This window comes from Kitasatospora sp. NPDC004531, assembly GCF_053602195.1.
Genome location: NZ_JBSGDD010000017.1, coordinates 83,873 through 96,836 on the forward strand (window position 1 = coordinate 83,873; position 12,964 = coordinate 96,836).

At 73.9% G+C, this 12,964-nt stretch carries 11 protein-coding genes, 1 tRNA gene and 1 riboswitch; of the genes, 3 read left to right on the forward strand and 9 right to left on the reverse strand.

The window, feature by feature from the left end; translation table 11 throughout:
- Positions 1–16 precede the first annotated feature (16 nt).
- From ACWEMJ_RS10710 to ACWEMJ_RS10730, 5 genes are all read right to left on the reverse strand, one after another.
- Entirely contained in the window at positions 17–823 is an 807-nt protein-coding gene (locus ACWEMJ_RS10710; protein WP_452136633.1) for a S16 family serine protease, read from the reverse strand.
- A gap of 58 nt (positions 824–881) precedes the next feature.
- Positions 882–1,532 carry an IclR family transcriptional regulator gene (locus ACWEMJ_RS10715; RefSeq protein ID WP_043914174.1) on the reverse strand — a complete coding sequence of 217 codons (651 nt, stop codon included), beginning with the start codon at positions 1,530–1,532 and terminating at the stop codon, positions 882–884.
- Positions 1,533–1,885: 353 nt separating this feature from the next.
- Positions 1,886–2,263: a DUF2752 domain-containing protein gene (locus ACWEMJ_RS10720; RefSeq protein WP_452136645.1), complete on the reverse strand. Its 378-nt coding sequence runs from the start codon at positions 2,261–2,263 to the stop codon at positions 1,886–1,888.
- Between the two features lie 80 nt (positions 2,264–2,343).
- A complete protein-coding gene (locus ACWEMJ_RS10725; RefSeq protein ID WP_452136634.1) occupies positions 2,344–2,580 on the reverse strand; it encodes a TM2 domain-containing protein in 237 nt (78 codons plus the stop codon).
- A 214-nt stretch (positions 2,581–2,794) separates the two neighbouring features.
- Positions 2,795–4,618 carry a DEAD/DEAH box helicase gene (locus ACWEMJ_RS10730; RefSeq protein WP_452136646.1) on the reverse strand — a complete coding sequence of 608 codons (1,824 nt, stop codon included), beginning with the start codon at positions 4,616–4,618 and terminating at the stop codon, positions 2,795–2,797.
- A 460-nt stretch (positions 4,619–5,078) separates the two neighbouring features.
- On the opposite strand from ACWEMJ_RS10730, the gene ACWEMJ_RS10735 reads away from it, so the two are divergent.
- Entirely contained in the window at positions 5,079–5,570 is a 492-nt protein-coding gene (locus tag ACWEMJ_RS10735) for an SsgA family sporulation/cell division regulator (RefSeq protein ID WP_452136635.1), read from the forward strand.
- 53 nt (positions 5,571–5,623) lie between these two features.
- Here ACWEMJ_RS10735 and ACWEMJ_RS10740 read toward each other — a convergent pair whose 3' ends face one another.
- Positions 5,624–6,244 (reverse strand): class F sortase, encoded by a 621-nt coding sequence (locus tag ACWEMJ_RS10740; protein WP_452136636.1) that lies wholly within the window; start codon positions 6,242–6,244, stop codon positions 5,624–5,626.
- Between the two features lie 88 nt (positions 6,245–6,332).
- Positions 6,333–8,837, reverse strand: a complete 2,505-nt coding sequence (locus tag ACWEMJ_RS10745; RefSeq protein WP_452136637.1) for a phosphatidylglycerol lysyltransferase domain-containing protein — start codon at positions 8,835–8,837, stop codon at positions 6,333–6,335.
- A gap of 286 nt (positions 8,838–9,123) precedes the next feature.
- On the opposite strand from ACWEMJ_RS10745, the gene ACWEMJ_RS10750 reads away from it, so the two are divergent.
- Positions 9,124–10,416 (forward strand): hypothetical protein, encoded by a 1,293-nt coding sequence (locus tag ACWEMJ_RS10750; RefSeq protein WP_452136638.1) that lies wholly within the window; start codon positions 9,124–9,126, stop codon positions 10,414–10,416.
- A gap of 55 nt (positions 10,417–10,471) precedes the next feature.
- On the opposite strand, the gene ACWEMJ_RS10755 is transcribed toward ACWEMJ_RS10750, so the two are convergent.
- Both ACWEMJ_RS10755 and sugE read right to left on the reverse strand, forming a co-directional pair.
- Positions 10,472–11,881 carry an MFS transporter gene (locus ACWEMJ_RS10755; protein ID WP_452136647.1) on the reverse strand — a complete coding sequence of 470 codons (1,410 nt, stop codon included), beginning with the start codon at positions 11,879–11,881 and terminating at the stop codon, positions 10,472–10,474.
- 133 nt (positions 11,882–12,014) lie between these two features.
- On the reverse strand, positions 12,015–12,329 hold the full coding sequence (gene sugE / locus ACWEMJ_RS10760; protein WP_452136639.1) for a quaternary ammonium compound efflux SMR transporter SugE: 315 nt from the start codon (positions 12,327–12,329) through the stop codon (positions 12,015–12,017).
- Between the two features lie 33 nt (positions 12,330–12,362).
- Positions 12,363–12,429, reverse strand: a riboswitch (guanidine-III (ykkC-III) riboswitch).
- Positions 12,430–12,698: 269 nt separating this feature from the next.
- Here sugE and ACWEMJ_RS10765 point away from each other — a divergent pair.
- A tRNA-Cys gene (locus tag ACWEMJ_RS10765) sits at positions 12,699–12,769 on the forward strand.
- Positions 12,770–12,964 lie beyond the last annotated feature (195 nt).

Genomic DNA, 12,964 nt, shown 5'->3' on the forward strand with positions numbered 1-12,964 from the left:
CGGGCCGCCCACCGGTTCAGCAGCTCGGGACGGCCCCGCCGTCGCGCAGCGCCTGGAGGGCGGCGACCGACTCGGACAGCGTCTCCACCGGGACCAGCCGCAGCCCGTCCGGCGTGTTGACCTTGCCCTGCGCGCACTCGCTGCGCGGCAGCAGGAACACGGTGGCGCCGGCCTGGCGGGCCGCCTGGGTCTTCAGCGGGATGCCGCCGACCTGGCCGACCCGCCCGTCCGCGTCGATGGTGCCGGTGCCGGCCACGTTCGTGCCGCCGGTCAGGTCGCCGCCCCGGCCGTCGCCGGCGATCTTGTCGATGATGCCGAGCGCCAGCATCTGGCCGCCGCTCGGGCCGCCGATGTTCCCGAGCCGGATCTGCACGTCCACCTGCTCGGGCGACAGGTGCAGGTAGCCCAGCGCGGCCAGGGTGGCGCTGTCCTGGGACTGCGTCATCTGCTGCTGCGTCGCCTCGTTGGCCTTGTGCGGGTCGCTCTGCGGGAAGACCTCGGCGGTCGGCACCACGGCCCGCTGCGGGTCGACCCAGGCCGCCAGCGAGTCCCACAGGGTGTTGCGCTGGGCGGGGTTGGTGGCCTCGACCGTCACCACCCGCAGCTGCCCGGAGGTCTGGCGCTGCGACGCCCCGGTGATGGTGATCACCTGCTGCCCGTCGAGCGTGCCCAGGGTGTCGGCGGTCTGACCCGGCGACTCCAGGGTGAAGGGCAGCGGCACGAACGCGGCCACCCCGAACAGCGCCAGCACCGGCAGCGCGCACAGGCCGAGGGCGCGGCTGCGCGGGGCGGTCAGGGCCTTGGACAGGTTCTTCAGAGGCACACCCCGCATCCAAACACACCGGGGCCGTGCCCGGGGCGGGCGCGCGGATCCGCCGGGTTCAGCGCAGCGCGTCGGCGACCTCGGTGGCGGCCTCCACCACGCGCGGGCCGACCCGCTCGGGCACCAGGCCGTTGAGCATCACCACGCCGACGCTGCCCTCGATGCCGCTCAGGCCGATCAGCGCGGCGGCGGCCCCGCAGGCGCCGGACTGCTCCTCGGCGCGGGTGATCACGAAGCCCTGCTCGGGACGGCGCTGGCCGGGGAAGCCGCGGGCGTCCAGGATGGCCCGGCCGGCCGCGCTCTCGGTGAGCGGGTGGCGAAGCCCGGTGCGGTAGGCGACGTGGAAGTCCGTCCAGGTCGGCTCGACCACGGCGACGGCGAGCGCCTCGTTGCCGTCGACCAGGGTGAGGTGGGCGGTGGCGCCCAGGTCCTCGGCGAGCGAGCGCAGGGCGGGCAGCGCGGCCTCGCGCAGCAGCGGGTGCACCCGGTGGGCCAGGCGCAGCACGCCGAGGCCGACCCGGGCGCGGCCGCCTATGTCGCGGCGGACCAGTCCGTGCTGCTCCAGGGTGGCCAGCAGGCGGTACACGACGGTGCGGTTGACGGCCAGTCGGGCGGCCAGTTCGGTCACGGTCAGCCCGCGCTCGGAGTCGGCGAGCAGTTTCAGCACCCGGACACCCCGGTCCAGGGTCTGGGAGGTCTCAGCAGTCACGAACGCCAGGTCCTTTCCGCGGCAAGTTCCGACCATACGACACAACTGCCGTGGCCAGTACCGGAATTGATCACACGTCAGAGGGGTGTCCGACGTGGGAGTCCGGCCTGGGCGTGGTCCGCCGGTCGCAGGGCTCCGCGGGGGTCCGGCCGGGCGGAGGGGTGGGGCCCGGACGGGGTTGGGGAGACGCTAGTGAACGGGACATGCTCGGGGGAAGTGGTTGTTCAAAATCCGATCCACATCGTTGGAAAGTCGCGATGAAAAAACGGACAAGACACCCAAAACTCCGGGCCGTATCGCTCTGGTGTTCGATATCTGACCGGTAGCCGGACACCGCCTCCCGGCGGCGGGGGTCAGAGGACGTTGCGGCCGACGGCCCAGAGCGCGGTGGCGACGAGGATCGCGGTGACGGCGCGCGGCCCGAGGCGCAGCTTCCAGTGCCGGCCGGCCAGCCCGTGGCGCAGCCGCACCAGGTACCAGGCGGCGACGAAGGGGAGCGCGAGCAGCAGCGCGGCGTTGTCGTGCCAGGCGGCGACCAGGTCGCCGTGCAGCAGGTCCCAGGCCATCCGGGTGCCGCCGCAGCCGGGGCACTGGAGGCCCGTCAGCCGGCGCCAGGGGCAGAACGGCAGCGCCTGGCCGGGCAGGTGCGGGTTGCGCGTGTACAGGTAGCCGGCCCCGGCCAGGCCGGCGGCGAGCAGACCGAGCGGGGCGGCGGCGGGGTGGCGCAGCAGCGCGAAGCGCGAACGGCCGGCGCCCCCGCCGCGGGTGTCCGCGAGGCGGGGGTGCCGGCCGTTCGCCTCGGCGTGCAAGGTCAGCTGCGCAGCAGACGGCCCTGGGCGTCGGTGCGGGTGTCGCTGACCAGGAAGATGATGCCGTCGATCAGCGCCCAGACGCCGAGGCCGCCGCAGGTGAGCAGCTGGGCGATGCCCATGCCGACGTGGCCGGTGTAGAAGCGGCCGATGCCGAAGCCGCCCAGCAGGATCTGCAGGATTCCGGCGACGACCTTGGACTTGTCGGACAGCTGGGGGTTCTGGTTGGGGTACGCCACCGTGGGCTCCTCGTGGAAGTGCGGGCCGGAGCGTCGGACGGGACGGCATCGGCAGGTCGACCGCATGCCGAGGCGCACCACACGTGCGTGTTGGCCCCCCAGCACCGGCACGCGGAAGATTAGCGGATCATAGGCCCGCTCGCCTCCACACTTTCTTCGCCAATTCCCGTCCCGATGTCCTGACGGACGGTCAGACCCTCACCGGGCGCTCCGATCAGCCCGCCGTCGCCCACTCCCGGATCCGGCCGATCCGCGCCTTCAGCTGGTTCGCGGTGGCCTGCGCGGTGAGCGGTCCGCCGCACTGGCGGCGCAGCTCGTTGTGGATGGCGCCGTGCGGCTGGTCGGTGCGGTGGTGCCAGGCGGCGACCAGCGCGTTCAGCTCCTTGCGCAGCTCGCGCAGCTCCTGGTGGGTGACCACCGGGCGCTCCTCGGCGGGCAGCTCCAGCAGGTCGGCCTCCTCGGCGGGGCGGGCCTTGGAGCGCTGGATCTGCCGGTGCTGACGTTTCTGCAGCAGCATCTGCACCTGGTCGGGTTCGAGCAGGCCCGGGATGCCGAGGTAGTCCTCCTCCTCCTCGCTGCCGGGGTGCGCCTGCATGCCGAACTCCATGGCGTTGTACAGCACCCGGTCGAAGACCGCCTCGCTGCCCAGCGCCTCGTAGGAGAACTCCTCGCTGCCGGTGTCCGGCCCGTCGTTGGCCTTCTCGGCCTCGGCGAGCAGCCGGTCCTCCTCGTCGAACAGGCCCTCGCCGTCCTTCTTCGGACGGTCCAGGACGTGGTCGCGCTGGAGCTCCATCTCGTTGGCGAAGCCGAGCAGCATCGGGATGGTCGGCAGGAACACCGAGGCGGTCTCGCCGCGCTTGCGGGCGCGCACGAAGCGGCCGACGGCCTGGGCGAAGAACAGCGGGGTGGAGATCGAGGTGGCGTACACGCCGACGCACAGCCGGGGCACGTCGACGCCCTCGGAGACCATCCGGACGGCGACCATCCAGCGCGAGGTGCCCTCGGAGTACTCGGAGATCCGCTTGGACGCCTCGGACTCGTCGGAGAGCACCAGGGTGACCTTCTCGCCGGTGATCTCGCGCAGCATCTTGGCGTAGGCGCGGGCCACCGTCTGGTCGGTGGCGATCACCAGGCCGCCGGCGTCCGGGATGCCCTTGCGGACCTCGGTCAGCCGCCGGTCGGCGGCCTGCAGCACGGCCGGGATCCACTCGCCCTGCGGGGACAGCGCGGTCCGCCAGGCCTGGGCGATCAGGTCCTTGGTCATCGGCTCGCCGAGCCGGGCCTCCAGCTCGTCGCCGGACTTGGTGCGCCAGCGCATGTTGCCGGAGTAGCTGAGGAAGATCACCGGCCGGACGACGTGGTCGGCGAGCGCGTGCCCGTAGCCGTAGGTGTAGTCGGCGACGGACTTGCGGATGCCGTCGCTGCCCGCGTCGTAGGCGACGAACGGGATCGGGTTGGTGTCCGAGCGGAACGGCGTACCGGTCAGCGCGAGCCGGCGGGTGGCGGGTTCGAACGCCTCGAAGCAGGCCTCGCCCCAGGACTTGGAGTCGCCGGCGTGGTGGATCTCGTCCATGATCACCAGCGTCTTGCGGGCCTCGGTGCGGTTGCGGTGCAGCATCGGGTTGACGCCGACGCCCGCGTAGGTGACCACGATGCCGTGGTAGTCCTTCGAGAGCGGGCCCGAGGAGTACGCCGGGTCCAGCCGGATGCCTATCCGGGCGGCGGCCTCGGCCCACTGCTTCTTCAGGTGCTCGGTGGGCGCGACCACGGTGATCTGCTGCACCAGGTGGTTGTGCAGCAGGTAGGACGCCAGGGTCAGGGCGAAGGTGGTCTTTCCGGCGCCCGGGGTGGCGACCGCGAGGAAGTCCCGGGGCTGCTTCTCGATGTACGTGTCCAGCGCGCCCTGCTGCCAGGCGCGGAGCTTGCCCGCGGTGCCCCAGGGGGCACGGCCGGGGAAGGCCGGGGAGAGGTGTGCGGCGGCGGAGGTGCCGGTGGGGCGGGGGTGGAGGCTGTCCGCGTGCGAGAACAGCGGGGCCATCGAGGAGGAGGCGGCGGTAGTCACGGTCTCCGAACGGGGTCGTCGCAGGTCAGGGCCCATGTGAGGCCACCGATCCGCGGTCTGCGGGCGGGCGTGGAACCCGCCCAGCCTAGCCCCTTCCGGGGGGCGGACCGTGGCGATCCCGCGCCCCTGTGGCGCGCGTCCCACTCCCGTCGCGCCGCCCTCACCACACCTTCACGCGGCACGGCCGGCCGTTCACCGTGCCCGGCTGCGGGACGCCCCCGGCAGCAGCGCCGAGCCCTCGTCGAGCGGCGCCGCTCCGGTCGCCCCGCGGGCCCGGCCGCCGCACCGGGCGACCGATATGCCCGAAAGATCCCTCGCGACGTGGCGCAGATCACGTGAAATGACCCCAAAAGCGGTGTAATTCCTCCCGCCCCTTCCGACTCTTCCCTCACGGAAGGCGACACCGGTCGCACCCCCACCACCCGGAGGAAACGTCGTGTCCGCAGCCCCCACGCCGGTCGAACAACACACCCAGGCCCGCCTGATCCTCGGCGCCCACCGCTCCGCCCTGCTCCGGGTCACCCTGCGCTACCGCTGCGAGGACCCGCTCGCCGTCCGCATGGTCTTCCCCGCCGAGTACGCGCTGGACGCCGACCCGTACGACCCCCACGGCCCGCACGACCCCGACGACCCGTTCGACACGGCCGCCCCCGCCGACCGTTCGACGCCGGACATCGAGTGGGTGTTCGCCCGCCAGCTGCTCTCGGTCGGCCTGGACCGGGCGGCCGGCGAGGGCGACGTCCGGATCCGGCCCGCGTTCGGCATGCGCACCATGGTCGAGCTGCGCTCCCCCGAGGGCGTCGCACTGCTCCAGTTCGCCCGCACCGACCTGCGCCGCTTCCTGTGGCGCAGCCACCTGGCCGTCCCGGAGGGCCAGGAGCTGCGGCACCTGGACTGCGACCGGGCGCTCGCCCAGCTGCTGGCCTGAACGGTCGCCGACGCGGGGTTCGGACGAGTGCCGTCAGGTCCGCTGGGTACTCGTCAGGCCCGCTCGGTGCGCATCAGGTGCGCGTACACCACCACGTTGCCGTCCCAGCCGCCCTCCCGGGTGTAGCCGCCGCCGCAGGTGATCAGCCGCAGCTGGGCGTCGGGGGTGGCCGCGTACACCTTGGTGTCGGGGAACTCGCGCTTCGGGTAGACCTCCACGCCGTCCACCAGGAACCAGGCGGTGGCCCGGTCGGCCCGGGCGACCTCCACCACGTCGCCCTTGCGCAGCGCGCCCAGCCGGTAGAACACCGCCGGGCCGCGCGCGGTGTCGACGTGCCCGGCCAGCACCGCCGCGCCGCTCGACCCGGGGGACGCGCCGCCCCGGTACCAGCCCGCCAGGTTGCCGTCCGCCTCGGGCGGCGGCTGGAGGCGTCCCGCGCCGTCCAGGCCGAGCGGGTCCACGGGGGCGTCCACGCCCAGCGCCGGGATCCGCACCCGCACCGGCGGCGCGGGCGGCAGCGCGGGCACCGCCGGCCCCACCGGCGTCCCGTCGTACGCCTGCGCGGCAAGCGGGGCGGGCGGCAGCGTGCCGAGCACCCCGCCGTGCAGCAGCCAGGCCCCCGCGACGACCGCTCCCGCCGCCAGCGCCGCGCCGCCCCACGTCCGCTCGCCCACCGCATCCTCCGTCGTCCCGGTCGTGCGCCCAGTCAATCCACCGCCGCCCGCCGCGGCACGCCCGGCGTTCCGGCCGGGTGACCGCCCGTCACCGCCGGCCGCGCCGCAGCCGGGGGCGGGTCGGGTAACCCTCGGCGAGGGCGTTGGCCAGGCCGATGGCGGGCAGTTCGGAGGCCTTCTCGTACAGCGCGTAGCGGGGCTGCCAGTCGGGCCGGTAGCGGGCGTTGGCCCGGTACAGCTCCTCCAGCCGCCACCAGCGCGACAGGAACCGCAGCACGGCGCGCCACAGCCGCCGCACCGGCCCGGCGCCGAGCCGGTCCTCGAACACCTCGCGCAGCATCGCGAAGTTCAGCGACACCCGCCGCACCGCGGGCACGGCGTCCCGGGCGTGTTCGAGCAGCCGCACGACGGTGTAGTCGACCAGCCCGGGGTCGGACTCCCGGTCCCGGCGCATCAGGTCGAGCGACAGGCCGTCCGCGCCCCAGGGGACGAAGGACAGCAGGGCGGCGGTCCGGCCGGCCTCGTCGCGGCACTCGGCGATCAGGCAGTCGCCGTCGGCGGGGTCGCCGAGCCGGCCGAGCGCCATCGAGAAGCCGCGTTCGGTGCGGCCGTGCCGCCAGGCGTCGGCGAGCCGGACCAGGCCGGCGAACTCCTCGGCGGGGATGTCGCGGTGACGGCGGACCACCACCCGGTACCCGGCCCGCCCGACCCGGCCGCAGGTCTGCCGCAGCCCGGGATCGTCGGGTGCGAACCGGGCCGGTTCGACCACCGCCTCGTCGCCCAGGTGCAGCGCCCGCAGCCCGGCCGCCCCGGCGTACGCGGCGCAGCCCCGTTCGCCGGCGCCGGTGACGGCGGGGATCCAGGCGTGCGCGCGGGCCCGCCGCCGCCACTCCTCGATGGCGGGCGGCCACGCCGCCGGGTCGCCGATCGGGTCGCCGGAGGCCAGCGCCACGCCGTTGACCACCCGGTAGGCGACGGCGGCCGCGCCGTCCGGCGCGAAGCACAGCGCCTTGTCGCGGCGCAGCGCGAAGTAGCCGAGCGAGTCCCGTCCGCCGTGCCGCTCCAGCAGCCGGCGCAGCTCGGCCTCCTCCTCGGGGCTCTGCCGGTCGGTGCCGCGCGGGGAGCGCAGCAGGATCCGCAGGGCGAGCAGCAGCAGGGCGGTGCCGAGCAGGTTGAGCGCCAGGTCGATCCAGCGCGGCGCGTCCACCCCGGGCACCCGGACGGCGCCGGACAGGGTGACCAGCCGCAGCAGGCCGTAGCGGGCGGCCTCGCCCCAGTCCGGCAGGCCGTCGGCGTGGGCGACCCGGACGGCGACCGCGCCGAGTCCGGCGAGCAGCGCCGCGCCGACCGCCAGCACGGCGGCGGCCAGCGGCAGGTTGCCGCGTCCGCCGCGCACCCGGTACACCGGCCGGCCGAGCAGCAGGGCGAGCAGCACGGCGAGGGTGAGCGCGGCGGAGAACCAGTTGAACGGGTGGGCGCGGAACTCGGGGAAGGCCAACGCCAGCCCGTACAGCGCGGCGTGCGCCAGGACGACGGCCAGCGCGGCGATCCAGGCGGCGCGCTTGCGGCGGCGCAGCATCACGGCGAGCAGGCCGGCCAGCAGCGCGGCGGTGAACCCGGAGGTGACCAGCACGGGCGTGAAGTACTCGCCGCGGTCGACCCGTTGGACCTGCGCGCGGAACGGGGCGACGACCGCGCCGAGCAGGTCGACCAGGGCGACGATCCGCAGGTACCACTGTACGGACGCGGCGCAGCGCAGCCGCCAGGGCGCGGGCGGCGGCGGCTCGACGGCGGGCGGCGGGGGCTCGGGCGCGGGTGCGGGGAGCGCCGGCGCCGGTTCGGCGGGTTCGAGGCCGGCGTCGGGGGTGCCGGCCACCAGGTCGTAGACGGCGGTCTTGGCGGCGACCAGGCGGCGGTGGATGCGGTCCTCGCGGCGTTCGGCGCGGGCCATCCGGCGCGGCCGGGCCCGGTAGCGCCAGCGCGCCCAGGGGCTCTGCGGCCGGGCCAGCCGGACCGCGCCGACCAGCGCGAGCGGCCAGAGCATGATGCCGAGCAGCCCCGTCCAGGTCTTGCCCTTGAGCAGGCTGACCACCACCAGCGCGAGCAGCGCGCAGGCCCCGGCCAGGGTGGTCCCGTCGGGGTGGCGGGCGAAGCCGCCGAGCGGGAGTTCGCCGAGCAGCAGCAGGGCGATGGTGGCGACGGCGAGCATCACGGCGTCCACCGAGGTGCGGCCCTGGGTCGACCAGTAGACGTCCTTCAGGTGCAGCACCAGCGCGAACTCGTCCAGCACCAGGCCGCAGCCGACGCCGAACCCGAAGCCGAGCAGCTTCCACCAGGCGCCACCGTCACCGCGCACCGCGAACGCGCCGACGCCGCAGATCAGCAGCAGGGCCTGGCCGAACACCACGTGGTGGATGTGCAGTCCGCCGGGGGTGACGTTGCCCGGCCACCAGCGGACCTGGGCGCGGATCAGCCGGGTGCTGAGCCGGATGAACAGGAAGGACAGCACCAGCCCGAGCAGCAGCAGGAACAGCGGCTCCCGCCCGGTCTCGACGATCCGGTCGCGGTAGGCGTCCAGCAGCGACTGCCACATCGGCGGTCCCACCTCCGTGTCCGGGCCCGGTCCGCGCGACCGTGCCGCCTGATGTCGGCTCAACTCCCGGACGCCCGCGCCGTGGCGTCCCGGTGCGCCGAACAGGTGAGCTGTTCGGCGTGGCGTCCCCCGGTCATCCGTACCCCGGGGTGTGCTTCCCGGCGCGCGGCTCCGGCCCGTGCGATGCTGGGGCGACTCCCCCGGACGACGCATCGGTCATTCCATCTGATGGACCGTTCCTCCGGCCGGTGCCTTCCCCTTACTCCCTGGTGAACGGATGTGAGACATGGACGCCCTCTCCCGCAGGACGCTGCTGGCCGCCGGAGCGGCGACCGCCGCCACCCTCGCGGCGGGCTGCGCGAGCACCTCCGGGAGCGGCGGCCCCGCCCAGCCGGCCCAGGCCGACGGCCTCACCGCGAACGGCAGCCCCAGCGCCGTCCCGAAGCCCCCCGCCACGCTGATCGGCGACGGCTCCACCTCCGACACCGGCCCGCAGCCGAACCAGCCCGTCCCCGAACCGCTGGAACCCGGCCAGAAGCCCCCGCAGTTCGTGGTGTTCTCCTGGGACGGCGCGGGCGAGCTCGACGACCGCCTGTTCAGCCGCTTCCGGCAGCTGGCCAAGGACCACAATGCCACCATGACGTTCTTCCTCTCCGGCATCTACACGCTGCCGGAGTCGAAGCGGTCGATGTACCACCCGCCGCAGCACTCCGTGGGCGCCTCCGACATCGGCTACCTGAGCGACCCGCACATCCGCGCCACCATCGAGCAGATCGGCGCGGCCTGGCTGGACGGCCACGAGATCGGCACCCACTTCAACGGGCACTTCTGCGGTGCCAACGGCGGCGGCCGCTGGTCCCCCGAGGACTGGGACAGCGAGATCCAGCAGGCGATGGACTTCGTCATGAACTGGAAGACCAACACCGGCAACACCGACCTGCCCGCGCTGCCCTTCGACTACCGCAAGGAGCTGATCGGCGGCCGCACCCCCTGCCTGGAGGGCCAGCGCGGTCTGCTGCCCACCGCCGTCAAGCGCGGCTGGAAGTACGACAGTTCGGGCCCGGGCGGGCTACAGATGTGGCCGCAGAAGTTCGCCGGCGGCGCGCTGTGGGACATGCCGCTGCAGTCCATCCCGTTCCCCGGGCACACCTTCCAGGTGCTCTCGATGGACTACAACATCATGTACAACCAGTCCGGCGACAACACCAAGGGCGACCCCGGCCGCCGCTCGTTCTGGCAGACCCAGGCCCGCGACGCCTACCTGGCCGGCTTCGACCGCGCCTACCACGGCAACCGGGCGCCGTTCGTCATCGGCAACCACTTCGAGGGCTGGAACGGCGGCATCTACATGAACGCCGTCGAGGAGGTCCTGAAGGCGATCGCCGACAAGCCCGAGGTCCGGATGGTGTCCTTCCGGCAGCTCGTCGAATGGCTGGAGGCGCAGGACCCGGCCGTGCTCAGGAAGCTCCAGGCCCTCACCCCCGGCCAGAGCCCCGACGGCGGCTGGAACGCCTACCTCGGCGGCTCCGGCCCGGTCACCCCCCGGCCGTCCGTCCCGCCGGTGGCGGGCGGCAAGTAGCCGGACGACGCACCCCGCGCGCGCCGTCGCCGGCCCGCCGGGGTGCGTCGGGCCGTCAGGCCGTCTTCGCCCCGGACACCGCCGCCCGGCCGGAGAGCAGCGCGCCGAGCAGCGCCACCACCGGCATGGCCAGGAACACCGCGGCGAACGGCCCCGCCGGGAGCGACGCGTCCTCGGCCACCGCGCTCACCGCGCCGCCGCCGAGCGCCGCGAACAGCACGCCCGCCAGCCCGGTCAGCAGGACGTTGCCCAGCGCGTCGCTCAGCTGCAGCGCCGCCGAGTTCTCGCCGGTCTCCTCGGGCGCCGACAGCCGCATCATCAGCACGCTGATGCTGGCGATCGCCAGACCCATCCCGATGCCGCCGACCGCCCAGGCCACCGCCGGCACCCACACCGGCACGGACGCCAGCAGCACCAGCGGCAGGGCGCCGATCGCCACCGCCGTCAGCACGAAGCCGAACCGGATCATCGCCCCCCGGTGGCGCTCCGCCCCGGGCCGGCCCTGCAGCCAGGACCCCAGCGACCAGGACAGCCCGCCCGGCGCCAGCGTCAGGCCCGCCATCGTCACCGACAGGCCGCGCTGGGTCTGCATCATCAGCGGGATGAACAGCTCGGACGCGAAGAACGCGCCCGCCGCCAGCCCGCGCAGCAGGATCACCGTCGGCAGGCCGCGGGCCGCCCGCAGCGTCCCCTTCGGCAGCAGCCGCAGCACCGCCGGGCCGATCAGCGCCACCCCGGCGGCCGCCGGCAGCAGCGCCCAGCCGTCCAGCCGCTGGCCCGCGTACTGGAGCAGCGCCGCGCCGACCGCGACCATCGCCGCGTCCCGGGTCCGCCGCCAGTCGTACGGCTGCGGCCGGCGCGGCGGCTGCCGGCGCTCGGAGCGGCGCAGCGCCGGGCCCATCACGGCCAGCGGCAGCAGCACCAGCGCCGGCACCGCGAGGAACACCCAGCGCCAGCCCAGGTGCTGGGTCACCGCGCCGGAGATCACCGGGCCGAGGATGGACGGCAGCACCCAGGCCGCCGAGAACGCCGCGAACACCGCCGGGCGCAGCCGCTCCGGGAAGGCCCGGCCGACCACCACGTACAGCGCCACGATCACCAGGCCGCCGCCCAGGCCCTGCACCGCCCGGCCGGCGATGAACATCCACATGTTCACGGCGGTGCCGGCGGTCACCAGTCCGGCCGCGAACACCGCGATCCCGGTGAACAGCGGCGCGAGCGGCCCGTGCCGGTCGCACCACTGCCCCGACACCACCATCGCCAGCAGCGTGGTGGTGAAGTACGCGGAGAACGCGAAGGCGAACAGGGGGATGCCGTCGAGCTGCTGGGCGGCGGTCGGCATCGCGGTGTTCACGGCGGTGGCCTCGAAGGCGAGCAGCAGCACCACCGAGACGATGCCCAGCGTCAACGCCCGCCAGGGGCCGCTGAGCACGCCTGACGTGCCGTCGTCGCCGTCGTCGGACATCTGCTGCGGTGGTGCCGTGTCGGCCTGGGAGGTGGTGGTCACCTCGACATGGTAAGTGCCGTTACGGCGTTTTGATCCTGACCCCGGGGTGGAACCGGCCATCCTCCGCCGGCCCTGGGACTTCAGTGCCACTTCAGTGCAGCACCTTGAGCCCCACCACTCCCGCGAGGATCAGCACCAGGCAGGTGATCCGGGCCGCGCTCGCCGCGTCCCCCATCGCCGCCATCCCGTACAGCGCCGTCCCCACCGCGCCGATGCCCACCCACACCGCGTAGCCCGTCCCCAACGGAATCGACCGCATCGCGTACGCCAGCCCGCCCATCGACAGCGCCAACGCCACCGCGAACACCACGCTCGGCACCAGCCGGGAGAACCCCTTGGTGGCCTCCAGGGCCACCGCCCAGACGGTCTCCAGCACACCGGCCACGACCAGAACCACCCACGCCATGACGACGGACTCCTCGCAGTAGTCGAAACACCTACCGCGCCGTCTTGTCATACCGGGTACGACGCACCTCGTCCGGGACGGGCCACCAGCACCCGCCTCGCTCCCGACCGTAGCACAGTGCCGACACACGGAATTCATCAAGGAATTCGCGTATTCCGTTGACACCACCCGCGCCCGGTCCGCTACAGTCAATTCACCGGAACGATCCGGAGCAGTACCGCCCGACGACAGGAGAAGGCCATGAACAGGAAGCCGGAGGCCCTCGCAGTGCCCCGCACCTGTGCCCCCTGTCCGGGCTCCCGTTGTTGCGCCTGAGTCGCAACCCCCTTTGCCGCCAGGCCCGTTGACGCCTGCGCGCACCCTTTTCACGACCGTGTGCCCGAGTGGTCAGGGAACCGTCTGCAAAACGGTTTACACGGGTTCGATTCCCGTCACGGTCTCTTCCGGAATTCACCGGGCGCGATTTCCGCACCGTCGCGCCCGGTGAATTTCGCTGCCCATTTCCATTCCGCCCCGAACAGTGCGGCGGGGGGGGGGGGGGGGGGGCCCGCGCCCCCCCCGCCCCCCCCCCCCCCCCCGCGTGGTACTCCGCCAAAAAAACACAAACACGGGGGGGGGGGCCCCCCCCCCCCGCA